The 26,189-nt window shown below is 66.1% G+C and carries 20 protein-coding genes; 10 read left to right on the top strand and 10 right to left on the bottom strand.

Going from position 1 to position 26,189, the window contains the following annotated elements; translation table 11 throughout:
• Positions 1-9 precede the first annotated feature (9 nt).
• The 3 genes from LWC34_RS05560 to LWC34_RS05550 all read right to left on the bottom strand — a co-directional run bounded on the left by LWC34_RS05560 (position 10) and on the right by LWC34_RS05550 (position 2,605).
• Positions 10-660 carry a response regulator gene (locus LWC34_RS05560; RefSeq protein ID WP_233723323.1) on the bottom strand — a complete coding sequence of 217 codons (651 nt, stop codon included), beginning with the start codon at positions 658-660 and terminating at the stop codon, positions 10-12.
• Positions 657-1,652, bottom strand: coding sequence for a sensor histidine kinase (locus LWC34_RS05555; protein WP_233723322.1), 996 nt, complete (start codon positions 1,650-1,652; stop codon positions 657-659). The genes LWC34_RS05560 and LWC34_RS05555 overlap by 4 nt, the downstream gene beginning before the upstream one ends.
• A gap of 149 nt (positions 1,653-1,801) precedes the next feature.
• Positions 1,802-2,605 carry a UbiA family prenyltransferase gene (locus LWC34_RS05550; protein ID WP_233723321.1) on the bottom strand — a complete coding sequence of 268 codons (804 nt, stop codon included), beginning with the start codon at positions 2,603-2,605 and terminating at the stop codon, positions 1,802-1,804.
• A 374-nt stretch (positions 2,606-2,979) separates the two neighbouring features.
• On the opposite strand from LWC34_RS05550, the gene LWC34_RS05545 reads away from it, so the two are divergent.
• Positions 2,980-3,879 (top strand): AfsR/SARP family transcriptional regulator, encoded by a 900-nt coding sequence (locus tag LWC34_RS05545; protein WP_233723320.1) that lies wholly within the window; start codon positions 2,980-2,982, stop codon positions 3,877-3,879.
• A gap of 54 nt (positions 3,880-3,933) precedes the next feature.
• On the opposite strand, the gene LWC34_RS05540 is transcribed toward LWC34_RS05545, so the two are convergent.
• Positions 3,934-5,577, bottom strand: a complete 1,644-nt coding sequence (locus tag LWC34_RS05540; protein WP_308199973.1) for a 2-isopropylmalate synthase — start codon at positions 5,575-5,577, stop codon at positions 3,934-3,936.
• Positions 5,578-5,988: 411 nt separating this feature from the next.
• On the opposite strand from LWC34_RS05540, the gene LWC34_RS05535 reads away from it, so the two are divergent.
• The 6 genes from LWC34_RS05535 to LWC34_RS05510 all read left to right on the top strand — a co-directional run bounded on the left by LWC34_RS05535 (position 5,989) and on the right by LWC34_RS05510 (position 11,575).
• Complete coding sequence (locus LWC34_RS05535) at positions 5,989-7,026, top strand: zinc-binding dehydrogenase (RefSeq protein WP_308199972.1); 1,038 nt, start codon at positions 5,989-5,991, stop codon at positions 7,024-7,026.
• A gap of 133 nt (positions 7,027-7,159) precedes the next feature.
• Positions 7,160-7,873 carry an ABC transporter ATP-binding protein gene (locus LWC34_RS05530; protein WP_233723318.1) on the top strand — a complete coding sequence of 238 codons (714 nt, stop codon included), beginning with the start codon at positions 7,160-7,162 and terminating at the stop codon, positions 7,871-7,873.
• A gap of 1 nt (position 7,874) precedes the next feature.
• Positions 7,875-8,588, top strand: a complete 714-nt coding sequence (locus LWC34_RS05525; protein WP_233723317.1) for an ABC transporter ATP-binding protein — start codon at positions 7,875-7,877, stop codon at positions 8,586-8,588.
• Positions 8,581-9,444, top strand: a complete 864-nt coding sequence (locus LWC34_RS05520; protein ID WP_233723316.1) for a branched-chain amino acid ABC transporter permease — start codon at positions 8,581-8,583, stop codon at positions 9,442-9,444. The genes LWC34_RS05525 and LWC34_RS05520 overlap by 8 nt, the downstream gene beginning before the upstream one ends.
• Positions 9,441-10,406, top strand: a complete 966-nt coding sequence (locus LWC34_RS05515; protein WP_233723315.1) for a branched-chain amino acid ABC transporter permease — start codon at positions 9,441-9,443, stop codon at positions 10,404-10,406. The genes LWC34_RS05520 and LWC34_RS05515 overlap by 4 nt, the downstream gene beginning before the upstream one ends.
• 11 nt (positions 10,407-10,417) lie before the next feature.
• Positions 10,418-11,575, top strand: coding sequence for an ABC transporter substrate-binding protein (locus LWC34_RS05510; RefSeq protein ID WP_233723314.1), 1,158 nt, complete (start codon positions 10,418-10,420; stop codon positions 11,573-11,575).
• Positions 11,576-11,644: 69 nt separating this feature from the next.
• Here the strand turns inward: LWC34_RS05510 and LWC34_RS05505 are convergent, their stop codons facing one another.
• The gene (locus LWC34_RS05505) at positions 11,645-13,567 is read right to left on the bottom strand and encodes an AfsR/SARP family transcriptional regulator (RefSeq protein WP_233723313.1); all 1,923 of its coding nucleotides are present in this window, start codon (positions 13,565-13,567) and stop codon (positions 11,645-11,647) included.
• A 1,090-nt stretch (positions 13,568-14,657) separates the two neighbouring features.
• Between LWC34_RS05505 and LWC34_RS05500 the strand changes: the two genes are divergently transcribed.
• Positions 14,658-15,770, top strand: coding sequence for a DegT/DnrJ/EryC1/StrS family aminotransferase (locus LWC34_RS05500; protein WP_233723312.1), 1,113 nt, complete (start codon positions 14,658-14,660; stop codon positions 15,768-15,770).
• Between the two features lie 43 nt (positions 15,771-15,813).
• On the opposite strand, the gene LWC34_RS05495 is transcribed toward LWC34_RS05500, so the two are convergent.
• The 4 genes from LWC34_RS05495 to LWC34_RS05480 all read right to left on the bottom strand — a co-directional run bounded on the left by LWC34_RS05495 (position 15,814) and on the right by LWC34_RS05480 (position 21,460).
• Positions 15,814-17,220, bottom strand: coding sequence for an NDP-hexose 2,3-dehydratase family protein (locus LWC34_RS05495; RefSeq protein ID WP_233723311.1), 1,407 nt, complete (start codon positions 17,218-17,220; stop codon positions 15,814-15,816).
• The gene (locus tag LWC34_RS05490; protein WP_233723310.1) at positions 17,217-18,128 is read right to left on the bottom strand and encodes an NAD-dependent epimerase/dehydratase family protein; all 912 of its coding nucleotides are present in this window, start codon (positions 18,126-18,128) and stop codon (positions 17,217-17,219) included. Before LWC34_RS05490 ends, LWC34_RS05495 begins: the two co-directional genes overlap by 4 nt.
• Positions 18,125-18,736: a dTDP-4-dehydrorhamnose 3,5-epimerase family protein gene (locus LWC34_RS05485; RefSeq protein ID WP_233723309.1), complete on the bottom strand. Its 612-nt coding sequence runs from the start codon at positions 18,734-18,736 to the stop codon at positions 18,125-18,127. Before LWC34_RS05485 ends, LWC34_RS05490 begins: the two co-directional genes overlap by 4 nt.
• Before the next feature lie 1,161 nt (positions 18,737-19,897).
• The gene (locus LWC34_RS05480) at positions 19,898-21,460 is read right to left on the bottom strand and encodes an IS1182 family transposase (protein WP_233723308.1); all 1,563 of its coding nucleotides are present in this window, start codon (positions 21,458-21,460) and stop codon (positions 19,898-19,900) included.
• Positions 21,461-21,761: 301 nt separating this feature from the next.
• Here LWC34_RS05480 and LWC34_RS57935 point away from each other — a divergent pair, with 301 nt between their 5' ends.
• Both LWC34_RS57935 and LWC34_RS05470 read left to right on the top strand, forming a co-directional pair.
• Entirely contained in the window at positions 21,762-22,658 is an 897-nt protein-coding gene (locus tag LWC34_RS57935; protein WP_233723307.1) for a helix-turn-helix domain-containing protein, read from the top strand.
• A 127-nt stretch (positions 22,659-22,785) separates the two neighbouring features.
• On the top strand, positions 22,786-25,566 hold the full coding sequence (locus LWC34_RS05470) for a helix-turn-helix transcriptional regulator (RefSeq protein WP_233723306.1): 2,781 nt from the start codon (positions 22,786-22,788) through the stop codon (positions 25,564-25,566).
• Here the strand turns inward: LWC34_RS05470 and LWC34_RS05465 are convergent.
• Positions 25,557-26,099: a ferritin-like domain-containing protein gene (locus tag LWC34_RS05465; protein WP_233723305.1), complete on the bottom strand. Its 543-nt coding sequence runs from the start codon at positions 26,097-26,099 to the stop codon at positions 25,557-25,559. The genes LWC34_RS05470 and LWC34_RS05465 overlap by 10 nt on opposite strands.
• Positions 26,100-26,189 lie beyond the last annotated feature (90 nt).

Genomic DNA, 26,189 nt, shown 5'->3' with positions numbered 1-26,189 from the left:
AAACAGACCCTAGTCTTCTACGCCTTTGATCAACCGGGCGGCCACGGCTTTGCGGACCGCGTCCATCCGGGACACCGCGCCCAGCTTGGCGTAGATGTTCGTCAGGTGACGTTTGACCGTGCCTGGCGCGATGTACAGCTCCGCCGCGATCTGTGCGTTGCTCTTCGCCTTCGCCAGCAGGCGCAGCACCTCGAGCTCACGGCCTGAGATGATCTTGCTTTCGTGCTGGCGGTCGAGACCTTCGATGGTCATCCGGGACACCGACAGCAGCACGTTGCCGTCGCCACGGGCGACCGAACGGACCGCCGCGACGAGTTCGTCCTTGCCGACGGTCTTCACCAGGTAAGCCGACGCTCCCAACTCGAGCAAATCGTGCACCAGCACCGGGTCGTCGTGCATGGTCAGGATGACGATCTTGGTGAACGGGGCCGTGAACCGGATCTGTTTGATGGTCACCGCGACGCCGGGGCCGGGCATCTCCACGTCAAGCAGGACAACGTCCGGCTGCAGCTCCCCGGCCAGCGTGATGGCCTGCGCGCCGGACTCCCCCTCGCCGACCACCTGGAAGTTCGGCGCGGTCTGCAGCATCTCCCTGACGCCTTCACGGAAGAGCGTGTGATCGTCGACGACCACAAGACGTACTGGCGTTGCCTCGGTCATGACGGCCCGCCCGGCAGATGGACCCACACCGACACGACCGTGCCCGTGTTGCCGCTGACCACCTTGAGCGATCCGCCGAGCAGCTCGACGCGTTCCCGCATGGACGTCAATCCGACCCCGCTTCCCTCTCGCAGGACGCGCGTGACGTCGAATCCCGTGCCGTCATCGCGCACCACGCCGTTGAAATGACCATCGACGATGTCGACGGCTATCTCAATCTGTCCAGGGTCACCATGCAGCAGCGAATTGCGTACCGCTTCCCGGAGGACAAGGTAGAGCTCCTCCGCGAACGGCGCGGGCACCACCCCGTCGTCGCCTGCGACGGTGAACTTGACCTTGATGGCCGGGGAGACACTGATCGCCAGGTATTTGCGCAACGCGACTTCAAGCCGGTCCGCCCCCAGTGCGCTGCCCAGTTCCGCAGACAACGCCCGGACGGTGTGCAGTGCCTCGCCCAATGCGACTCTTGCCGTCTCGAGCTTGCGGGCCGAGAGCTCCGGCTGACCGCCGACATAGATGTCGTGCAGCTGCAGGTTCTGCAGGCCGACGCCGATCGCGTGCGCCGCCCGGTCGTGCAGCTCCCTGGCCATCCGGTGCCGTTCGGCCAAGTGCGAACTGTGCACCTTTTCCAGCAGCAGGCTCGCGTACGACACGGAGGCGACCCCGATTCGGCGCATGATCGCCCGGTGCAGCGCCCGGCTCAACGCGACCGTCAGCTCGACGTCCGCATGGTCACTCAGGTGCAGTTCCCGCAGCACGATGTCGAAGAGGATCGTCGCCGCGCGCAGCGACTCGGCCGGGTGCACACCGTGGCTCGCTCTGGTCTCGCCGATTTCGGAACTCAGTTGGTCAGGCAGAAAATCACTGACCGAAGGGGTCGTTTCGACCGACAGATCCACGCATTTGATCTCGTCGAGAATCGCGCCCGCCTGCCGGATCGCCTGCTCGAGCCACGCGGTGTCGTCGACAATATGACTCTCCAGCGTAGTCAACGCTTCACGATAAGCCACGAGAATGTTCTCCCGGGCCGCGGATATCAGTTCTACCAGGCCATCCGTGTCGCCCACCGAGTCGGATCCCATCATCCGATCCCCCTCGCACCGGTCTGGATAACTTTTCAATTGTCCGCCCCAGCGCCCGGTCATGACCACACAGCGAGCAGATTCGCGAAGTATTGCGTGATCATGAACGCGCGATATGGCCACTTCGGTACCGTCCTGCCCTCCCCAGGCGGCTGCCCAGCGATGGCGGCAACGGCGAGCGCACCGAGGAACAGACCGATCGAGTGCGGCACCAGCGCAACCGCCACCGAGCTGACCAAGCCAGCATAGAGCAGCGCGAAAACGACAGCCACCACAGCGGCGACAACCGCGGCACGCCGCACACCGAGGCGTACCGGCAGCGTGCGACGGCCCGCGGCACGGTCTCCTGGCACGTCCTTGAGGTCTTTGGTGAATCCGCCGACCACGCCCATCCACAGCGACAACCCACCCGCCAGCACCAAAAAATCAACCGAAAGGACGCCACCTGGCGTGGCCACGAATCCGGCCAGATAGGTCAAGAACCCCAATACGGAGCCACCGATGAGAACGCCGGCGACAGTGTTTTTCAATGGCCACGGACCGCACGAGTAGGCCCAGCCGACGGCAAGCATTACCAATGAGAGCGCAACCATCTCGTACGACACCAATGCGGCCGCCGAAAGGCCGAACAAAACCAGCCAACCGACCGCGCGCCACGCGGCCTCCACACTCAGCGCACCGGTCGCGATCGGCCGCTTGGAGCCGTTGCGCTGGTCGCCTTCGATGTCCGCGATGCCGTTGATCAGATATATCGCGGCGACCACCGGCACCCATGCGGCCAGTCCGGTTAGTGTCGATAAGTTCCATAAACCGGTCACCGGCACGGTCATCGAGACGCCGACGAGGAAACGCAGCGCATACATGACTTGGACGACAACACGGGCTTCTTTGGCGAGTAACCCGAGCCAATACAATGTGCGACCACTTGTGGACGCATTGTCACGACCGACCGCGACACTCTCGTAAGAAGTAGGGGGCAGTAGGTAAGAATTAATAGTCATACCTTGTTTTCTCACACCCCCGTGTGATTGGTATCACTCCAACAACCCATCTCTCTACTACCTTTGTCACATTGCCGCCACCACCTTGGATGTGTCTTGCCGGACGGCGGTCGCAGCTACCTTGGTATGGCCCTGAGCAGGGGATAACTTCGAACCTGTACGAGTTGCCCGGCGCCCGAGGGGGCGGTCGCCATCAACGGCGCGAAGCAGCTCGACAGGCCGAAGGGAAATCGCCGATGTCCACCACCAACGCTGCCACTGCGACCGTCTACGTCAGGCTGTTCGGCGCCTTCTCGGTGCACATCGACGGCTCGCCCGTTCAGAAATGGCGGGCAGGCAAGGCCCGCAGCCTTTTCCAATATCTGCTCATGCACTCCGACCGTGTCATTCTCCGGGACAAGCTGTACGAGGTGCTGTGGCCACAAGGCGAGTGGTCGCCGAATTCCAGCTCGCTGAAGGTGGCCATGCACGCGCTGCGGCAGATCCTGCGGATCCGGCCGGACGGCAACGGCGAGCACGGCGTGCGGATCGTGCACCAGGACTTCGGCTACGTCCTGCACGCCGAGAACATGTGGGTGGACGTCGACCAGTTCGAGCGGCTGATCGACCGGGGCCGCGACGCCGACCGGGCAGGCGACACCACGGCCGCGATGGCCGCCTACAGCCAGGCGATGCACCTTTACCAGGGCGACTTCCTTGCAGGCGACTCGGCCGACTGGATCGTCGAGCAGCGCCAGTGGTGCAAGTCGCTGGCCCTGCGCGCGCTCGACCGGCTCACCACGGAGTCGCTCGGCTGCGGAGACATCGCGGACGTGGCGCGCTGGTGCCGCCGGATCGTCGAGCTTGACCCGTACCGCGAAGAGACCTACCAGCTGCTGATGACCGTGCACGGCAAGTTCGGCGAGCTGGGCACGGTCCGCCGCTGGCACGACATCTGCACGCGCCGCCTGCGCGACGAGCTGGGTGTGCGGCCGAGCTCGCAGACCGAGTGGGTCTACGTCCAGGCGATGCGCGGCGAGCTGCGCCAGGACCAGGCGAGTGCGGCGATGCGCGAGGAGCTCGCCCAGGTGATGCCCATGCCCCGCAACCGCGGTCTGACGATGGTCACGTCCGCCCGCGAACGCGACGTCAGCTGACCATAGGAAAGGGCGCCTGCTCCGGGTTTTCCCGGGGCAGGCGCCCTTCTCAGGTCAACTCGCGCGATCGCGGACGCTGGCGGCGGCCAGCCGGACAAGGCCGCTGTAGACCGCGGAGAGCCGCGCGCGTTGTTTGGTCGCGGCGATCCCCACGCCCCAGCGGGTCACCGTGCCGCACGCGACCTGGCAAAAGCACACCGTCTCGGCGCCTCGGGGCTGCTCAACGAGATCCACCAGCCGGGCCGGGCAGCCAAGCCGGTGACTGACCATCGCGACGAGGTCGTCGGGCTGGCACGAACCCACCGCGACCGAGGCCTCCAGCTCGGCCGAAGCTTGCCGCAGGTACTGCCGTTCGAACAGCGACCACACCCCGCCGGAGTCGAGGTCCCTGCCTTCGTCCATCTCCCGCTTGGCGGCTTCGGCCAGTTCGATCTGGACGCCACGCGGCAAATCGACGTTGTGGTCGGCGCGCATGACGTACGCGAGGCCGCCCTTGCCGGACTGGTTGCTCAGCCGGATCAGCGCCTGGTAGTCCCGGCCGATGTCGTGCGGGTCGATCGCCAGATACGGCACCTCCCAGCAGGGTTGTCCGGACCGCTCCCGTTCACGCAGGCCCTTGGCGATCGCGTCCTGGTGCGACCCAGCCAGCGAGGTGTAGACCAGCTCCCCGGCCCATGGCTGGCGCGGGCCGATGGGCATCTTGGTACACCGCGCGACCGTCCGGCGAATGTCGTCAAGGTCGCCAAGCTCCAGCATCGGATCGACGCCCTGAGAGAACAAATTCATCGCAAGCGTGACAAGGCAAACGTTCCCACTTCGCTCGCCGTTTCCGAACAATGTGCCCTCAACCCGGTCGGCCCCGGCGAGTACCGCCGATTCAGCGGCCGCGACGGCGGTACCGCGGTCATTGTGCGGGTGAACACTGAGCAAAACCTTGTCACGAAACGCCAACCGCCGATGAAACCATTCAATGCGGTCCGCGAATTCATGAGGCGGAAAGGTCTCGACGGTCGCGGGCAAATTCACCCGTACCCCATCGGCCGCCGTTGGCTGCCACCGTTCCAGCACCGCATTGCACAAGTCGAGCGCGTATTCCGGCTCAGTCTGGGTGAACGACTCGGGAGCGTACTGCAGCAGGATCTCGCACGGCATCCCATCCCGCAGCCGCATAGCGAGATCCGCGCCGGCCACAGCCAACCGCAACATCTCCTCGCGGCTGAGCCCAAGAACCATCCGGCGCTGCGCGGGAGAAGCCGGATGAAAAACCTGCAGTACGGCCCTTCGCAAGCCCCACAACATATTGACGGTCTCAACGATCAACTCGGGCCGCATCGGAACAAGCACCTGAACCGTCACATCGTCAGGAACAGCGTCACTGCGAACAAGCCAGCGCAGAAACTCGGCGTCGGCACGGCAAGAGACCGGCATGCCGACCTCGATCTCCTTGAACCCCATACGTACCAGCAGCCGGAACATCTCCTGCCGACTGGCCATACTCATCGGCTCAAGCAAAGCCTGATTGCCATCCCGAAGGTCGACACTGCACCAGATCGGTGCCCGGCGCTGCACCCGATCTGGCCACGTGCGATCGGCAAGACCGACCGGAACATAAGGTTGATACTTGCCTACCGGAAGCGAACTAGGTTGCTGGATCTCGAAGATCGGTAAATCATGGTGTCGCGCACAGGAGTCAGACACAGCACTATCCCCCAACTAGTCGACGATCCCAGCCCCAGCCTGGGTTGCCTCGTATTGAATCCCGAGGCATGGCCGAATATCACTACCCCTCAAGGGTGATCCGACGTAACCGGCGGATTGTGTTTGACGGTAAACAAACGATCGTCTAAATGACATACAAAGCCACTTGGCCCCAGCCCGGTCGGGCCACTCCCTGCCCGGGGCAGCGTGCCAATCGTGATCCCGCCTTCCAGCCGCTCCAGCTGGTGGATGCCCACCGGCTTGTCTGTCGACGTTCCGCACATCCGCCGCTTCCACCCGATCAGCTCGGACCGACCTGTCTCACATGGCGGATTGCCGCCATTCAGCCTGCCGTGAGATCCAGGGACGCATATCGTCGTCGGCACCAGAACAGTCCAAAGAGGTCATGAAATGCCGGAATACCCTGAGCAATTGCGGATCGTCATGGCAGAGCGGCCATCCGGGCCAGTGGAGCTGCGTCATTTCAGGACGGAGACCGCCCCAGTCCCCACCCGAGGCGGAGACCAGGTGCTCCTCCGTGCCGTCTACGTTTCCGTAGCTCCTGGCGCGCGTGCTGTCATGCGGAGCCCGAGTTATCGTCCACAACTGACAGTGGGTGAAGTGATCCCCAGCTCCGCCATCAGCGAGGTGGTCGCGTCACCATCCGGCGGCCCCGCGCCGGGAACCATGGTCGCCGTCGGGAACGGTGGGTGGCAGGAGTATTCGCTCGCGTCCCCGTCCGAGGTCCGCCCGCTGCCGAAGTTCAGGCCCCTCTCGCGTCACCTCGGCCTGCTCGGTTTCAACGGGTTGACAGCCTACTTCAGCGTGCGCGCCGTCGCTTCAGTGCACGCGGGCGACACGGTCGTGGTATCCGGTGCGGCAGGCGGAGTCGGCCATCTCGCCGGACAGATCGCCCGCGTGCACGGCGCCCGCGTCGTGGGCATCACCAGTTCGGACCGCAAGAACGCGATGCTCGTGGACCAGTTGGGGTTTGCCGCGGCGGTGAACCGCACCTCCGACACAGTCGCCGAAGACCTGCAAGCGGCGTGTCCGGACGGAGTTGACGCCTTCCTCGACACCGTTGGCGGCGACGTGCTCAACGCTGTCTTGCCCTTGCTCACACAGCAGGCCAGGGTCGCACTGATCGGTACGAGCTCGCGCCACGACAGCGGCCAGTCAACGCCAAGCCCGCCCGACCTCGCCTTCCAGGTCTTCACCAAGAGGCTGCAGCTTGAAGGCTTCCGGTCGACCGACTTGACCGACCGCTGGGCCGTGGCTTTCCAGGATCTGCAGGCGATGGCGTCCAACGGGGACGTGCACGTGCTTGAGGACATCCGTAACGGACTCGAAGCCGCTCCGCAGGCCCTTGTCGAAATGATGTCGGGCGGCAATCTCGGGCAACTCGCGATCCGGGTCCGTCCCGAACCGGCAGACTGGCCCACGGACTGACGTGACACGCGCGTCCACAATAGACCCATCTAGTAATTCGGGCATCGCACGTTGACCGTTCGGGTCATTCTTCACCGTTCGGTTTGATATCGCGATCTTGGGCCGTTAGATGGACCTGGGAGGTTTGACCTGAATGGACATCGAGGTGGCGCACGCGACCGTGCGGTTTGGTGGTGTGCGTGCCGTTGACGACCTCAGTTTCCGTTACGCCGGGGGCGGTGTGCTTGGCCTGATAGGTCCGAATGGTGCCGGAAAGACCACCTTGCTGAACGTCTTGTCCGGTGTGTCGCGATTGGACTCCGGCACAATCACGCTGTCGGGCACCGACATCGCCCGGCTCGGCGCCGAGAAGATCGCCAGGCTCGGCGTGGCGAGGACGTTCCAGAACCTTCAGGTGTTCGATTCCCTGTCGGTGCTGGACAACGTGCTCGTGCCGCGGTGGGCACTGCATGGGCGTAAAGCCGCTGACCGCGGATCCGGGCTGACGGTGCTGGAGCGGGTAGGAATCGCCGAACACGCCGACCGGCTCGCTGGCACACTCGCCTACGGTCTGCAGCGCAGGGTGGAACTCGCGCGGGCGCTCGCTGTCGAGCCTGAGTTGCTGTTGCTGGACGAGCCATTGGCCGGTTTGTCGCATGTGGAGGGCGAGCGCGCCACACGGCTGTTCGCCGAACTGGCCGAGGACGGCATCACCGTTGTCCTGGTCGAGCATGACGTACGCAGCGTGTTAGCGGTCTCCAACCATGTTGTCGTGCTTGACCACGGCACTGTGCTGGCGACTGGAACACCGGACGAAGTCGTCACAGACCCCGCCGTGCGGCGCGCGTACCTCGGCGAGGTGGACTGAGATGCTTCAGGTCCACACCATTGTCGCCGGGTACGGGGTGATCGAAGCGCTGCACGGAGTCGACCTGTCGGTGGCGGAGCATGAGGCGGTGACGCTGGTCGGACCGAACGGTGCGGGCAAGAGCACCTTGTTCGGCGTGATCTCCGGCCTGCTTCGGCCGTGGAGCGGACAGGTGGTGTTCGACGGCCACGATGTCACCCGCTGGTCCGCGCAACGACGTGCGCTGGCCGGATTGACCTTGGTCCCTGAGGGCAGGCGGGTGTTCGCTGGTCTGACCGTCGAGGAGAACCTCCGGCTCGGCGCGTACCGGCGAGCTCGTGGCAAAGACGTCACCGCACGGGTTGCCGAAGTGTTCGACCTCTTTCCACGGCTGGCAGAACGCAGACGCCAGGGCGCGGGCCTGCTCTCCGGCGGTGAACAGCAGATGCTCGCTATCGGCCGGGCGTTGATGGGCCGTCCACGGTTGCTTCTACTCGACGAGCCGTCACTCGGCCTCGCCCCGCTGGCCGTTCGGGAGGTGGCTGGCGCCTTGACCCAGCTGGTTCGCGCCGGTGTCACCGTCGCGCTGGTCGAGCAGAACGCGGCCGTCGCCTTCGGGGTCGCCGCACGCGGCTATCTGCTCGACCGCGGTGAGATCGTGGCCGACGGCCCAGTCGAGGAGCTACGCGACGACCCGCGCGTGCACGAGGTCTACTTGGGAGAGTCGCGTGGCTGAACTGTTCACCGGGTTGGCTACCGGCATGACCTACGCGTTGGTCGGTCTCGGTATCGCCCTGATCTTCCAGGTCACCGGGGTGATCAACTTCGCGCAGGGCGATTTCGTGATGGTCAGTGGACTCGTGTTCGCGACGTTGCGTGCCAACGGCTTCAGCACTCCGCTCGCGGTGGTGATCGCCGTGGCCAGCACGACCGCGATCGGCGCGTTGACCCACCTGCTGGTGATCGCTCCGGCACACCGCGCTGGCCATGACCGGTTGATGATCCTGACCATCGGTGTCTCGATCGTGCTGCAGGGTGCCGCGTTGCTGGTTTTCGGCGCGGACGCGCGTTTCGCTCCGGAATTCAGCGCTGGCGAACCATTGCGGCTGCTTGGGGTCGCGGTGCCGCGTCAATACCTCTGGTGCGCTGGGGTGACGGTTGTCCTCGTGGTGTTGCTGTGGTTGTTTCTGACCCGCACGGTGACGGGAACCGCGATGCGTGCCAGTGCGATGGATCCAGGCGCGGCCCAGCTGACTGGCATCTCGCCGAAACGGATGGGACTGCTGGTCTTTAGCCTGGCCGCGGCACTCGCCGCGGCGGCAGGGTCGGTGCTCGCGCCATTGCAGCCGCCAGACGCGACGATCGGGGTCGCGTTGGGATTGAAGGGGTTCACCGCTGCGGTCATCGGTGGACTGTCCTCACCAGCGGGCGCGGCCGCGGGCGGCCTGGTGATCGGTTTGGTCGAGGCGTACGCCACCGGGTATCTGTCCAGTGAGTACAAAGACACGCTGACCTACGGGCTGCTGTTGGTGGTGTTGCTGGTCCGGCCGGGCGGACTGCTGCGCCGACGTGCGGAGGTCAGCCGGGTATGACGCTCCTTCTTCGGTCACGGTGGACCGGCTACGCCGCGTTCCTTGTCGTGTTGCTCCTGGTGCCTGCGATTTTCACGCGAGTGCCGTTCTACACCATGTCCGTCGCTGTCCTCATGGGACTCCAGGCGATCACCGCACTCGGGCTCGTGCCATTGACCGGGCACGGCAGGCTGATTTCCCTCGGCCAGGCGGCGTTCTACGGCATCGGCGGGTACACCTCAGCGTTGCTGACAACCCGCGTGGGCCTCGCACCGGCGCTGGGTGTGTTGGCCGGGGTCGTGCTGGCCGCAGGTGTGGCGTGGTTGCTCGGACGGTTGCTGTTCCGGGTTCAGGGGCACTATCTCGCACTGGCCACGTTGTCCTTCGGCCTGATGCTGGGATTCCTGTTCGCTCAGCTGCCATTGACCGGAGCCACAAGCGGAATCACCAGCGTGCCATCGATGTCGCTGTTCGGCTTCCAGTTCACGTCCGATGTGGACACGTACTATCTGGTCGCCGCCGTGCTCCTGATCGCGGTTGTGCTTGTGGACACATTGCTGCGCTCCCCGGTCGGCCGGGCATTGACCGCCGTCGGCGACAGCCCGGTCGCGGCCGCGGCCAGCGGGGTGTCGATCTCCGCGCTGCGCAGGGGAACCTTCGCTCTCGCCGCGGCATTGGCGGCGCTGGGCGGGGGCCTGTACGTGCATTGGACCTCGTATGCCGATCCGAGCATGCTCGGGCTGCTCAACTCCGTGCAACTGTTGGTCGTCGCCGTGGTCGGTGGTCTGCGCACGGTGTGGGGCGCGCCGCTGGGCGCACTGGTCGTGCTGAGTTTGTCCGAGGCGACCAAAACACTGCTGCCGCACCTGATTCCCGGTGCGTCCGGCAACTACGAGATCGTGGTCTACGGGGCCGTTCTGGTTCTCGTCGTCCTCTTCCTGCCCAACGGCGTCGCAGGGCTGATCCGGAATCGGTCGAAGTGAAAGGAAAAGTCGTGCAGAGTATTCGATGGATGACGGCGGGCCTGATCGCCATACTGGCCACGGCCGGTTGCGCCGCCACGGAAACGCAATCCACCGGCGGTGACATCAAAATCGGTGCCAGCCTTGAGCTCTCCGGCCCGACCGCGAGCATCGGCACGGCGTACCGCAACGCGCTCGAGCTGAAAGTCAAGCAGCTCAACGACGCGAACGTACTGAACGGTCGCAAGATCGAACTGATCGTGCGCGACAACCAGACCAAACCGGACGAAGGCATCAAGAACGTCAACGGTTTCCTGAACAACGACAAGGTGAACGCCCTCATCGAAGGCGGCTGCAGCGCCTGCGCGGTCGCGGCGGCCAAGACGATCGAGGACCACCAAGTACCCGCGATCGCCCTCGCATCGGCAAGCGCGGTCACCAACCCGGTGGACCAACGGCAATACACCTTCAAAATATCGCCCAACCCCAGCGAAGACGCCGTAGTGCTGCTCGGATCGCTGAAGCGGCAAGGCATCACCCGAATCGGCCTGCTCAACGTCAACAACGTCTACGGCCAGGACGGCCGCAAATCCGTGACCGACGAGGCAGCCAAGCAAGGCATCGAAATCGCGCAGGCGGAACAATTCGGCGAGACCGACAAAGATATGACGGTCCAGCTGAACAACATCAAAGCCAAGAACCCGCAAGCACTCGTGGTGTGGGCAGTGTCCCCAGCCGCGGGAATCATCGCGCAGAACGCCAAGAACGTCGGCTTCACCGGCGGCGTCTATCTGGACGCGGGCGCAGGCGCGGAGCTCTACATCCAAGGCGCACGGGACGCGGCGGAAGGAACCCACATGGTCTTCCCAAGCACCCTTGCCGCAAACGACATTCCCGGCGATTCCCCAGCGGTCGCCGTGCAGAAGAAGTGGTACCAGGACTACACGGCCGCGTACCAGAACTACTCCGGCTTCTCCTCCTTCGCCGCGGACGCCTTGCAGATGATCGTCAACGCGATCCAGCAGACCGGCGGCACTGACGGGAAGGCGCTGCGGAATGCGTTGGAGACAATGGGAATCGACGGCGCGTCAGGCAGGATCCAGAACAGCGCGCAGAACCATTCCGGCCTGCAGCCGTCGGCACTCGCTGTCCTGGAAGTCCGCGGCGGTCAATGGCACCTGACGAACTGAAGCACTAACCACTCGGGTGGCGCGGCCGTACGCGACAGCGGACGGCCGCCCACCTGTCCGGGCTGGTCGTTAGTCCGCGCCTGTCCAGGCGGCGGCGCCGACGGGCTCCCATTCCAGTGAGTTGAAGCCGGATGCGTCGATCAGCGTGCAGCTCAACTGTTCCCGCGCGTAATTCAAGGCCAACCGGGTGAAGCGGTAGGTCGCGTCCTCGATGTCGGTCGACGTTCGACACTCCAGCAGCAGGTGGGACGCGGCCAGGTCGCTCAGGATCCGGTGTGCCGCACCGCTGTCCCAGCCGAGCAAGTCACCGACCGCTCGCGCCGTGAAGCCTCGGGACGGCAATAAGCTCAGCAGCCGGTATACGCCTTGGCTCAGGCGGTCCAGCCTGCGGTAGCCGCGCTCCAGTGAGGCACGCACGTCCAGGTCGCCGATCCGCAGCACCTCGAACGGCGATACCTGCAGCTGCTCTGCCAGCTCGTCGATCTGCAGTGCGGGCTGCAACATCAGCCGGTACGCCAGGCATTGCACCGCTTGCGGCAGGCCGTCGATCAGTTCGACGAGCCCTTCGACCTTCGTCCGGTCATGCCCGAGGCGGGGCCAGCCGACGATGTGGCCGAGCATGTCCGCTCCTTCGGACGGCGTCAGTGGGCGGAGCCAGACGTGCCTTGCCCCGTCAAGCTCTGGCAGGCGGTATCGGCTGGTGATCAACGCGGCGCCGCGGGGGCCTGCGGGCAGCAGCGCCCGAACCTGGTCCGCGTCCGCCACGTCATCCAGGACCACCAGTATCTCGAGATCGGCCGTGATCGACTGATACAGCGCCGCTTGGTCTGGCCCGGCCGCCAGGATGTCGGCGGCCGGTACTCCGATGCCGAGCAGGAGGTCCGGTAATACGTCGGCCGCGCTGCGCGCCTTCGACCGGGAACCGTGCAGCGTCGCGTAGATCTGCCTGCCCGCGTACCGGCTCTGCAGCCTGCGGGCCTCGTGCATGGCCAGTGTGGTTTTGCCCAAGCCAGGTCCGCCGTGGATGACCACGACCGTTGGGCCGCCACCGTCCGATGGCAGGTCTGCGCGGATCTGGTCAAGGACTTCGGGACGCCAGGTGAGGTCGCCTTCGGCCTCTGGCGGGTTCGACAAGTGCACTCGCCGCCGTGGCCGCGGGACCTCGGTGACCGGCTTTTCTTGCCCTGCCGCCGTGAGAGTGGTGAGCGGCGACGCCTCAAGGACCGGATCGAGCGGGCCGAGTTGCTCGTCGTCGGCGAGCAGCGCCTGGTGGAGCTGCTGCAACTCCCGGCCCGGTTCGAGCCCGAGTTCGTCGATCATGTTGGTACGCAGGGTGCGGTAGACCTCGAGCGCTTCGTGCCGACGGCAGGACCGGCGCAGTGCGATCATCAACGAGGCGTTGAGGTGCTCGTGCAGCGGCTGGGTGAGCACCAGCGAACGCAGCTCACTCACCAGCTCGTGATGACGGCCGCGTTGCAGGTCCGCGTTGATCCTCAGCTCCAGCGTGCGGACGCGCAGCTCCTCCATGCGCGTCACGTAGGACTCCAGCAGCGGACCGCGCTCGACGTCGGCAAGCGCCTGCCCGCGCCACCGCTCGAGCGCGCCTCGCAGCGTCCGTGACGCCTGTGTGGGATCACCGGCCTCGAGAAGGTCTTGTCCGGTCCTGGCTTCCTGCTCGAAGTGGAACAGGTCGATCGCGGAGTCCTCGACGCGCAGCGAGTAGCCACCCGGCCGGGTTTCGAGAATCTCATTGGCGTTCTGCCGCTGCAGAATCTTGCGGACCTTGTAGATGTAGGTCTGCAGAGTGGTCATCGCGCTCGTCGGCGGCCCCCCAGCCCACAGCTCGTCGATCAGCTCGTCGACCCGCACAAGCGCATTGCGACGAAGCATCAGCAACGAGATGACTTGCCGCGGTTTGGGTGCGGTCGGCGCGACGTTGACGCCTAATTCGCTGCCGTAGATCCCCATCGGCCCAAGAACGCGAAATTCCACAGATGCCCCCAAGCGTCGTGGATGATGACTAGTTCGTCGAACAACGACGTTACCGAGAAGCCGGAAAACGGACAAGAGGGACGATCAGAAGGATACCGGGTGGGATCCATCGGTCCACCAGAACGGACCGGTCGGGTCACAAAGGCTGTCCCACCAGCCGATCTCAAGTCCGGCTCGAGGATTGCGCGAGTGTCGGCGAGGACCGTCGACGCCCGGCGCCTGAGCCGACCACATCGCGGTGGACCGCGGGGGCAATGCCACTGACTTAAGAGAGTTCTCGCACCTCAGAGGTGGCCTGCAGGCGTGGGGCGCGAGGGTGATCTCCAGAGGTGCGGAACGCGGGTGGCCCGGCCCGCAAGCAAGGTGTGACCGCGCCACTGATAGTCGGCGGACTGTCCACAGTGGCCTTCATGCAGGCCCGCGACGGTCCGTGAGGGGAACTTTTGGGGCGTTGAACGCCAATGCCAGGAACTTAAAGTTCGGAGTTAGTCGAGACTGAGACAGGTTCGGTCCGTTGACCTGCGAATATCTGTAGTTGGCACGGGTAGGTCGGCGCTGGGGACCGGCTGCCGTGGCACAGGCGCGGCGTTGGAGGGTGTGAGGGCCGAGTTGAGCGCGTTGAGTGCAGTCAAGGTGGCCTTCGCGGCATCGCATTCCGTGATAGGTGGGGCTATTGTGACGCAGGTGACTGAAGAGGCGACTCTTTGTCCATAGTGGACCCTGAAATGCTCGAAAGCAGCCCACGTGGACTTGGTTAAGTTCCTGGCATTGGCGTTGAACGCCGCGAGGGTGGCCTTCACGGCACCAACCCGGATAACAGGCGTGACGCGCGGGGCAAGTGGGACTTACGTGACAGCCAATCGTCCATTGTGGACATTAAATGCCACCGGCAGTCGACCCTCCACCGCTTGCGACCAGCTGGAATGCTTAAGTCAGTGGCATTGCCGCCGGGGGGAGCCGCTGTTGTCGTTCATCGACCGCAAACGCGGCACGAGACAGGCTTCGAACAGCGACTTCAGCGGTCTTCGAGAGCGGTGCGAGCTGCGCGGACTGTGCTCGTGAAAAAATTCGAACGGGGACACGACAGCGCATGGATATTCATGTTTGGGACTACCTCGAGGAATATTCCAAAGAGCGTCACGACATTCTTGACGCGGTAGAAACGGTATTTCAGTCAGGTCAGCTGGTCCTTGGCCGCAGTGTCCGGGGATTCGAGGAAGAGTTCGCCGCCTACCACGGCCTGCCGCACTGCACCGGCGTTGACAACGGCACGAACGCGGTGAAACTTGCGCTGCAGGCCCTTGGCGTCGGGCCGGGCGACGAAGTCGTCACGGTGTCCAACACCGCGGCGCCGACCGTGGTGGCGATCGACGCTGTCGGCGCGAAGCCGGTCTTCGTCGACGTGCGCCCGGAGGACTACCTGATGAACGTCGATCAGGTCGCCGACGTGATCACCGATCGGACCCGGTGCCTGCTGCCCGTCCACCTGTACGGGCAATGCGTCGACATGGCACCGCTGCGAGACCTCGCCACCCGCCACGGCATCGCCGTTCTTGAGGACTGCGCACAGGCACACGGCGCACGGCATCACGGACGGCTCGCAGGCACCATGGGCGACGCGGCGGCGTTCTCCTTCTATCCGACCAAAGTGCTCGGCGCTTATGGCGACGGCGGCGCGGTCGTCACCCCGGACGAGAAAGTCGACGCCGCCCTGCGCCGACTGCGCTACTACGGCATGGCCGAGCGCTACTACGTGGTCGAAACGCCCGGGCACAACAGCCGCCTCGACGAGGTCCAGGCGGAAATCCTGCGGCGCAAGCTTTCCCGCCTCGACGAGTACGTCGACAACCGGCGCGCCGTGGCTCGGCGCTACGCCGAAGGTCTGGGTGACACCGATCTGGTGCTGCCCGCCGTCAACGAGCACAACACCCACGTCTACTACGTCTACGTGGTCCGCCATCCCCGCCGGGACGCCATCATGGCGGAACTGCGCAAGCAGGGCATCGCGCTCAACATCAGCTACCCGTGGCCGGTGCACACGATGACCGGCTTCGCGCATCTCGGGTACGGCACAGGTTCGCTGCCGGTGACCGAGGACCTCGCCGGGCAGATCTTCTCCCTTCCGATGTACCCGTCGTTGCCGACGGACCTACAGGACCGGGTGATCGACGCGGTGCGCGAGGTGCTCGCCAAGGTCAGCTGAGTGCGGCAAGGAGGGTGTTCACTGGACACCCTCCTCGCGTCGATCATCTTGGGCTCATCAGGCTGTGCAGGCAGGCGATCATGCTCCGCGCCTGGATGTTGACGTAGTGACTGTGCCGCAACAGTTCCGCCAGCTGGTGTACGGCCACCCAGCGGTAATCGGGGTGATCGGGGCTGACTTCGAGATCCATCTCGGCGATCAGGTATCGGTTGCGGGCGTGGAAGAATCGTCCGCCCTCTTCGGACAGAACAGCCGAGTACCGGATCTGTGCCGGGTCGAGCCGCAGCACTTCGTCGAGGAACGGCGGGCGCGCCGAGGCTGGCAGATGCTCGTAGTTGCCTGGTGTGCACTGCACGGTCGGCGCCAACTCTGCCACGTCAAGCAAACCCGCTTCAACCCGCGTGTTCATCAGGACGTGCAGTACTCCGTCGAATTCCCGGACGGCGAACGCCACCACGCCGGTCGAGTACGGCTCGACCATCGGTTGAGTCCAGTGCGCCACCTCGCGGCCGCCCGCGGTCACGTCGACCCCGATCACGTCGAAGAACGCGCCGGTCTCGTGGCTGATCTTCTCGGCCGTACGCCGCCAGCCTGGCAAGTCCCGCAAGGGCACCCGCCGGATACCAACCTCGGTGCGGATACGTGCCTCGGTGATCCAGCTGAGCAGTTCCGGCATCGTGTGCCGCGCGCCGCGAGCCGGATCGAGGGAGGCGGTCAGTGCGGTCTGGAAACGGTCAGGCGCGCTGCCGAGCATCGCGGACATGTCCAGATCGGCCACCGGAAGGCACGCGAGTACGGTCCTGGCGTCCATATTGATCAGGTCGTCCTCGGCGAGCAGCCGGTGCACCTGGCCAAGCGTCATCCACCGGAACCCTTCCATGGCCGGGACTTCTTCCGTCACCTTGACCACGATGTTGCGGTTGCGCTTGCTGCGGAATGCCGAGCCTTGCTCGGACTGCCGGACGTCGGCGACGACCCGTCGCCGCCCTGGACGCAGGAAGTAGTCGAGGTACGGCACCTGCCGCCCGCCGTGCACCCGGGTGTAGTTGCTGCGGGTGGCTTGCACCGTGGGCGACAGCTGGATTCCGTTGACGTTGCCCGGTTCCACCTTGGCCTGCATCAGCAGGTGCGGCGTTCCGTTGATCTCACGCATCAGGATGCCGAGAATCCCGACCTCTGGCTGGTCGATGATCGGCTGCCGCCAGTGCGGCACCGGGCCAGGGTTGATCGTCACGTCGATGCCCTCGATCGTGAAGAACTTCCCTGACCCGTGGACCAGGTTGCCGGTGTCCGGGTCGGTGTGCCATCCGACGAGCTCGTCGAGCGGGATCCGCCGTACGTCGACGAAAACCCGCTCCCGGCAGCGCTCAAGCCAGGCGTGCACGTCGTCGTGCTCGGCGCCGGTGAACTCCGTGTCGGCGAGCCGGACTGGAAACAACGAGCCGCTCATACCGCGACCTCCCGTGCACGCGCCCACATCGCGCGCATCGAATCGGCCAGCGTGATGCGTGGCCGCCATTGCAGTTCGGTCGCGGCGCGGCGGATGTCGGCCAGCGTCCAGTCACCACCCTTGGACTGCACCGCGCCTCGCGTGGTCTCGATCGCGCTGGATGGCAGACCGGCCGCTTCGAGCAGCAGGTCGAGCAGCTCCGGGATGGAACGCGCCGTACCGCTGCCGATGTTGACCACGCCGGTGGCGCTTGCCGCGGATGCCCGGACCACCGCGTCGGCCAGATCCCGTACATCCAGGTAGTCACGGCGGCCCGGCGCGACCGTCACGCGGACCGGCCGGGTGTCGGCGAGACGTTCGACGACAGAACCGAGGAAGCTCGCAGGCGGAGTGCCCGGCCCGCAAACGTTCACGCACCGCAGGACGATCCCCGGTATCTCGGCCGCACGCAGCACCGCCTCTGATCCGGCCAGCTTGGTGCGGGCGTACGTGGTGGTTGGCCGCGGTGGGGTCGTCTCGCTGATCGCTGTGCCCGCGGCGACCGGGCCGTACTCGTGGATCGACCCAACCTGCACCAGGCGAGGCGGGCTCGGCATCCGGCGCAGCGCCGTCAGCAAATTGGCGACCAGGTGGACGTGGTGGCGTTCGTAGGCGTCCTCGTCGTCGAGCCAGCCGCCGGTGGCGTTGACGACGGCCTTGACGTCGAACGCGGACAGCACCTTTGCCAGCACACCGGGATCAACCGTGGTGATGTCCAGTGACGTGAACGCGTCCAATCCGTGGTGCGGTCCGCTCGGTTGGCGCCGTGCCACCCCAACGACTCGGTTCCCGGCCTCCGCCAAGGCCGCGCTGACGCTGCCGCCCACGCATCCGGTGGCGCCAAGAACGGCGACCGTACGCGGGGTCATCGCTCGTCCGGCTGGAATTGCGCGTCCAGTTGCTGGCACTGGGCGTAGTCGGGCAGCGTGCCGCTGGCCACGATCTCGGCGAGGGTCGGCGCGTTGCGGTCCCGCTCACTCATCACCACGTTGCCGACGTCCGGGATCGGCAGCCCCAGCACGGGATCGAAGACGGAGAGAGCGAGTTCGTTCTCCTTGACGTACGTCCCCGAGAGCATGTAGCTCATCACGGTGTCGTCCTCGAGCGCGACGAAGGCGTGCGCGACTCCCACCGGGAAGTAGACCGCCCGGAACTCGTGCGGATCCAGCTCCACCGCGTCGAACCGGCCGTAGGTCGGCGATCCGGCCCGGATGTCGACGACGATGTCCAGCGCCCGCCCGCGCGGGCAGTACACGTACTTGGCGATGCCAGGCGGGGTGAGGGTGTAATGCGCGCCGCGGATCGAGCCGCGGCGCGACATGCTGTGGTTGGTCTGCGCCACCGGGAACAACGGGTGCCCCAGTGCTTCGGACACAGCGGTCTCCTGATACGGCGAAACGAAGAGCCCACGCTCGTCGGTGAAGATCTGAGGCCGGAACTCGTACGCTCCGGCAACGGCCAGCTGTCGTGATTGCATGGCGCTGTCCTCAAAGGAGTCGGATCGGGTGGTCAGGCGACTTGCTGTCCTCGGCATCCCGGACCGGGGCACCCGATCGTGGCGGCGTGGACTGGAGGACCTGTCGTGCGTCGCTGGAACCCGGCTGGCAGCCACGGACCGCGCCACGAAAGCGGCAAGCAAGAACGTACGGTTGAGCTTGCGGTTGCCGGTCCGGGCTGGGTGTTCGCCTTGTGATCGAGGGGGAACTGCCGGGCGACGGGGCGAAGCCGCGATAACCGCAATGCCATTGACCTGAGAGAGTTTTCCCACCTCGGAGGTCGCCTGCAGGCGTGCGGAACGACGTTGGCGGGAGAGCGGGTGCGGAACGCGGCTGGCAGGGGTGTGGTCGCGGTGTCGATGGTCGGCTCACTGTCCACAGTGGCCTTCGCTCGGGCTCGCGACGGTTCGTGAGGCCGAGTTAGGGGCGTTGAACGCCAATGCCGGGAGTTTTCAGGTTTGCTGATCGGGCGTGGCTGGACCTGCGTTCGGGTCGATGATCTGGGAGTTTGCGTGGTGAAACGGCACGGTTACTAGCGCCGCCCCTGGTGAGGGGCGTGCCCGAGCTCGGCCCGGGTCGTGGAGCCGGTGCGAGGGGAAGATTCGGGGCGTTCAACGCCGTCAAGGTAAGAAGACCTTCACGGCATGGGATCCCGTCACAGGTGTGGAGGACGAGGCAGGTGTGACTGATGGGGCGATTTGGTGTCCATAGTGGAATCCCACCTGCCTCGCAGACCCCTTGTGACTCACGGTCAACACGCGCACCCTGGACACGCGCGGCCCTTAGTCTGGTGGCATTGGCGTTGAACGCGTCAAGGGAGGCCTTCGCGCGTCCAACGCCGCGAAGGTGACCTTCACGGCATCAACCTGGGTGATAGGTGTGATGTGCGTGGCAAGTGGGACTCATGTGACAACTAATCGTCCATTGTGGCCCCGAAGTGCCGGCCATAGTCGACCCTGCGTCGCTTGTGACTAGGAGGCCGCTGAATTAGGGTGGTTTGCGGGTTGGTTGTCACCGAGTGATGGCAGGCGAGGACCTGGGCCTTGCTGATTCATGGGCGATGCTGGGCGTTCAGGGAGCCCAGGGCGGTTGCTCGACGAGGTTCACAACCCCCAAGACTGGGGGTTGGGCCGTGGTTTCCCTCAGGTAGCCAGGGTCCAAGCGCCCGCCGCATGGGTCAGGCCGCGACCGATGAGGTTGCGGAGGTTCAAGGCTGCGGTGCGGCGTTTGAGCCAGGCGTTGTTCTTGCCGGTGCCTAGATATCGGAGTTTGAGACGTCGGCCACCGCGGCTGGCGATCTGGGAGATGACCCGTTCCACGTTGGGGCGGAACGTCCTGTAGCTCTCGCGCAGTTCGGGCTTGTCCGCCCAGTCGCGTCGGGCTTGGCGCAGCAGGTCATCTCGTGGGTGCAGAACGATTTTACGGCCGGTCTTGGACGTGGTGCACTGTGCACGCAGTGAGCAGGCACGACAGAGAGCGCCAAAGGTGGCGACCCGGGTCCGGCTGATCGGGCGGGTGATGTCGTTGGGGCAGGTGACCGTGCCCGCTTGCTCGTCCACGGTGAAGTCGTCCACGGTGAATCCGCCCTCGACCGGAGCCCGCAGCGGCTTGGGCTTGATCACCGCCTCATGCCCGGCATCGTCGATCCCACCGCGTAGATCCCCTGTGCCATAGGCGGAATCGCCGTACCACGCGCGCTTGCCGTCCTCGGCGTCGAGGAACTCCTCGGCCACAGCGGGGTCGGAGTTCTCCGTGCCGGCGGCCGTGGTCACCTTCTCGTCGGTGACGATCCCGGTCTCGGGCTCGGCCGCCACGTGCGCCCGATACCCGTCCCGCCGGTTCTCCGGGGACTTGCGGGTATGCCGCGCATCCGGATCCACTGTGGACACCACCCGGTCCGGGGCGACCTTGCGGGCGATCCGCCACCGCCCATCAGTGCCGTCACTGCCCTCGGCGGGCTCGACATCCTGACCGGCGACCAACGCCAGCAACGCCAACGCGAACTCCGCGTCGCCTTCCAGTTCGGTATCGGCCAGCGCCGCCACCAGCGCGTTCGCATCGTTGACCAGCGCGGAGACCAGCGCGTCCCTGGCGGCCGGGTCGTCCCAGTCGATCCTCGGCTTGTCCGGCCGACTGTAGTCATGGCCGGTACACACCTTCGCGATCTGCCCCGCCGCGCCGGGCACCTGCCGATCCACCCGCCGGATCGCCGAGATCAGCTGGGTGATGGTGTCCTGGGTGGCGACCGCGTCGGCCAGGATCGTGGAATCCACCGCCCGCTTGCGGCGGCCACGCAGGATCCCGGTCTCCTCGACGACCGTGCGCACCGCGTCGTTGATCCGATGCGGCCGCCCCGAGGTGGCCAGTCGTTTGCGCCAGTACACCAGCGTCGAGGGGTCGAATCCCTTGTCGTCCAATGCCATCCCGGTCGCGACCTTCCACCGCAGGTCACACCGGGCCGCCTCAGCGGTCTCCCGATCCGAGAGATCATGCAGGGTCTGCAACACCAGGATGGAGGCCATCACCGACGCCGGGATCGAGGGCCGTCCCTTGCCCGAGGGGAACAGATCCTCGAACTCTCCATCGGGGAACAGATTCCGGCGATGCCCGGCCAGGAACGCGAACATGCTCCCCGCCGGGACCAGATGACCGACCAGCGCCTCCGCGTCCAGCAGCTCCCGATCACCACGCTCCACACCCTGCATGAAACGATTCTCCCAGCTCAAACCCACATCCTGGGGCGACACGCCGATTATTCAGCGGCCTCCTAGCCAGATTTTCCTCTGGGCAGCACCGACCAAAGGCGCCGGTACACCCGGTACAGGCACCTTTGTCCGGCACGCCCAGCGAAAACCTGGATCCGCCGAATAAACCCAGCAACGTGCCGAGACACACCACTAGCCTGCCCCTGCCAGTAGTACGTAAAGCGCGATCTGGATAACGGCCGCATGGCATAGCAGGTTCGGGTCCATACGGACTACTGGCCATCAAACTGAGGGAGCTGTCGTGTCCGACGAGCAGAGTGCCGTCGCTCGATTGCGACTGTCCAGCCAATGGGACAAAGGCTGGCAGACCCCTGTTGTCCAACTGGTAGAGAACGATTCGGTAGTCGAACACGTGGATCTGCCCGCCATCGACGAGCTCGCCTTGGTCCTGGTCACAAAAGGACAGACGACCATCGAGTCGTGGCACGGCAGCGGCTGGGACCGCGCTGACTACTACCCAGGCCGGATAAGGGTGACCCCTCCTGGTAAGCCAACGCGGCTGAGGTGGCGCGGCGCGACCCCGTTCCTGACAACGCATGTGTTGCTGCCCAACAGCTTGCTCGAACACACAGCAGCCGATCTACTAGGGTCAGCCGCGGCACAAGTGGTGTGGCAGGACGCGCTGGCGATCGACGATCCCGTACTGGCTGCGGTGATCGACGCACTTGGCCGTTCCGTAGAGGACGGAATGGACCAACTCTACGCGGACACCGCCGCAAGCTACCTGGCCACCCATCTTTTGACGAGGCACAGCACTTGGCCCGAGCCCCGCCGTGTCAAAGGCGAGGACATGCGGATACGCAAGGCCATCTCGTTCATCAAGGGCAACTATCACTTGCCCCTCACGGTCAATGACATCGCTGCTGTCGCCACCTTGACCCACTTCCACTTCCTCCGGCTGTTCAAAGATGCGACCGGCGAGACCCCGCATCGCTATCTCAACAACGTCAGGCTGGACCACGCCCGCCGCTACCTGGAACGTGGTGATCTCTCAATGGCCGACATCGCGAAGCTCTGCGGCTTCACCTCCGCGTCTCGGTTCGCGACCGTCTTCCGGCGGGAACTCGGGATGTCACCAAGCGTCTATCGGCAGAACACGAAGAAACGCCTGCTGAGTGTTGGCGGCGCACAGTTGTAGAAGCCGAGAGTGGTCAGAGCCCCGAGGCCCGGTCCTGACATGTTGATGTCAGGTGTCTCCGCCGACGTTGACAATGGAAAACCGGTCTTTCTAGCGTTCGGCGACATGACTCGCGGAGAGGCGGACGGTGGGGGTGGCGGAGCAGGACGGCTCGGACCTGCTGGGGCGGGAGCACGAACGGCAGCGCTTGCGGGTTTTCCTCGACCAGGTGCGTGACGGCGGCGCGAGCCTGATGGTTTCGGGCGAGCCGGGCATCGGCAAGAGCGCGCTGCTGTCCGACGCGGCGGGCCGCGCCGAGACCGACGGGTTCCTCGTCCTGCACGCCTCGGGAGTCGAGTACGAGGCCGATGTCAGCTTCTCGTGCCTCAACCAGGCCCTGCTGCCCGTGCTGGACCACCTTGACCGGCTCCCACCCCAGCTGGCCGACCCGCTGCGCGTCGCACTCGGATTCGGCGCGGGCACGGCTCCCCAACGGCTGGTGGTGTGCAACGCCACGCTCAGCCTGCTGCGCGCGGTGGCGGCCGAGCGCCCGGTGCTGGTCGTCCTCGACGACCTCCAGTGGGTCGACCGGGTGAGCACCGCCGTCCTCACTTTCGTCGCACGGCGGCTCAAGGGCACCAGGATCGGTTTCCTGACGGCGTTGCGCACCGAGATCGGCAGGCTGTTCGAGCCCTTCGAGTTGCCGTCGCTCGTGCTCGAACCGCTGGACGAGGCGGCGTCGTCCGACCTGATGGACAGCCGCTTCCCCGCCCTGCGGCCACGGCTGCGCCAGCGGCTGCTCGCTGAGGCTCAGGGCAACCCGCTCGCCATCCTCGAACTGCCAAGCGCCGCCTCGACGGGGCCCTCCGTCACCAGACCTGGCACGGCGGGTGTCGTGCCGCTGACCACGAGGCTGCAAGCCCTGTTCGCGTCGCGCATCGGCGTGCTGTCCGCCGTGACGCGCAGGCTCCTGCTGGTGGCCGTTCTCGATGGCACGGGCGACCTGCGGGTGCTGGAGCGGGCCTATCCCGGTGCGATGGCCGCGGGTGATCTCGACGACGCGGAACGCGCCCAGCTCATCGCCGTCGACGATCCGACCGCGCGGCTGGCGTTCCGGCACCCGCTCATCCGGTCCGCGCTCATCGAAGCGTCCACCCACGCCGAGCGCAGGCAGGCGCACGAACGGTTGGCCGACGCCCTGCGCGACGACGTCGAACGACGGGCCTGGCACCTTGCCGAGGCTGCCATCGGGCCGGACGAGTCGGTCGCCGCGCTCCTGCACAATGCCGCGCGGGACATGCTCCGGCGCGGGGACGCGGTCGGCGCGGTGTCCACGCTGACGCGATCCGCGGAACTCAGCCCGGAAGGCCGCGACCGCAGCAGCCGGCTGGCCGAGGCCGCCTACATCGGCGCCGAGATCAACGGCGACCTGCAGGCCGCGCAGACCCTCCTGGCGGACGCGCGGCGCATCGAGCCCGATCTGTCCGCCTCGCTGTCGGCCGCCTGCGCTGCGGTATTCCTCATCCTCAACGAGGACGGCGACGTCACGACTGCGCACCGGCTCCTGGTCGCCGCGATCGAGCACGGCGACCACGGCTACGCCGCCTCGGACGGGCCGCTCGGGGAAGCGATGCACACCCTGCAGCTGCTGTGCTGGTTCGGGGGACGGCCGGAACTGTGGGAGCCGTTCTACCGGGCGTTCGACCGGATCGTGCCCGAACCTCCCGACGTGCTCGCGTACGCCCGCAAGACCTTCGCGGACCCAGTCCGGACCGCCGCCACGGCCCTGCCTGACGCCCCGGCGATCTACGCCAGCCTGACCCCCGACGCCGACCCCACGCGGGTGCAGCGCATCGGCACCGCCTCGGTCTACGTCGACCGGCTGGCCGACCTCCGCGAACGGTCGTGGGCGAGCGTGCGCCACGGCCGCGACGGCGGGCCCGCGCGACGTCACCTCGGGGCTCTCAAGCACCTGTGCCTCGACGCGTACGTCAGCGGCCGGTGGGACGAGGAGGACGCGCTGGCCGACGAGGCGCTCGACGTGTGTGCTTCCGGAGATTTCTCCTTCTTCGGCTGGTACTTCTGGTACCACAAGGGACTTGTCGCCGCGCTGCGCGGTGAGCACGACGCCGCGGCGCAATGGGCTGAGCGGACCATGACGTGGGCGGCGCCGCGCGGTGTCCGCAACGCCGAGGTGTTCGCCCACCACGTCGCGGGGCTCTCCGCGCTGGCGGGTGGCGACCTGGAGCGCGCCTACGATCACGCCGCGGCTGTGAGCCCGCCCGGTGTCCTGGCCTCGCACGTGCCGCACGCGACATGGGTGATGTACGACTTCGTGGAGGTGGCCGCGAGGCTCGGTCGCACGGTGGAGGCGGTGGCGCACGTGGAGGCCATGCGGGCAGCCGACGTCGGCGCCATCTCCCCGCGACTGCTGATGCTGCAACGGGGCGCGACGGCACTCGTAGCCCCCGACGAGGAAGCGTCTGAGTTGTTCCGCACGGCGCTGAACACGCCTTCCTCCTCGTCGTGGCCGTTCGAGCGGGCCCGGATCCAGCTCGCCCACGGCGAGCGGCTGCGGCGGGCACCGCTGCCCGTGGAGGCCAGGGAGCCGCTGTTGGCCTCGCTGGAGGTGTTCCAGCGGCTGGGCGCGCACCCGTGGGCAGCGCGCGTCCAAACCGAACTGCGCGCCGCGGGCCACAAGACCCCGCGAGCGGCCAAGGACGCCACCGGCCAGTTGACGGCACAGGAGCGGGAGATCGCCCAGCTGGCGGCGCGCGGGCTGTCGAACAAGGAGATCGCCGCGAAGCTGTTCGTGTCCCACCGCACGGTGGGCTCCCACCTGTACAAGGTGTTCCCGAAACTTGGCGTCACCTCGCGGGCGGCCCTGCGCGACGCGCTCGACCTCCTCGAAGGCGAACCTCACTCCTGACGCTCCAGCACGGCCGCGAAGGCCGTGGCGGTGCGCTCGGCGGACTCGAGCAGCCGCTCCACCAGCCGCCGGGTCGTCGGATCGCCGTCACCGACCCACCTGACGGCCTCCAGGTACACCTGGATCACCACGCGCTTCGCGAACAGGTTCTCCCGGAGCAGGGCGAGGAGCTCGGTCCGGCCGTAGCCGCGGTGGGCGGTCAGCGAACGGCGGGTCAGCGTCGCGGGGTTGAGATCGGGCAGGCCGCCCAACTCGATCGCGCGCTGTTCCAGCAACCGCAACGCCACCAGTTCGGCGTCGGCCGCCGCCACCAGCACCTCGTACACCTCACGCGGACCCGCGGCCGCCGCCGTGGCCGCGTGTTGCTCCAGGCGGAGCAGGTCGAGTGCTGCCGTGGCCGTGAGCTGGTCGAGCAGCGCCTGGACGGTAACCACGTGGGCCGGAGTCACGGCGCCGTCGAGCAGGTCGAGCAGTGCTCGGTCCCGGATCAGCGCCGCGTCCACCCGGAACCGGGGTTCGCGCTCTTGTGCCACGAGGGCCACTCTGTCGCTTCGCCGCGGGCTCGTGCATCCGTCGTTTGACTCACATGACGCATTAGTCCGACTGATGTGCCGGTCAGGGCG

This window comes from Kibdelosporangium philippinense, assembly GCF_021390435.2.
Lineage (GTDB): Bacteria > Actinomycetota > Actinomycetes > Mycobacteriales > Pseudonocardiaceae > Kibdelosporangium > Kibdelosporangium philippinense.
This window is presented reverse-complemented; position numbering and strand designations above follow the sequence as displayed.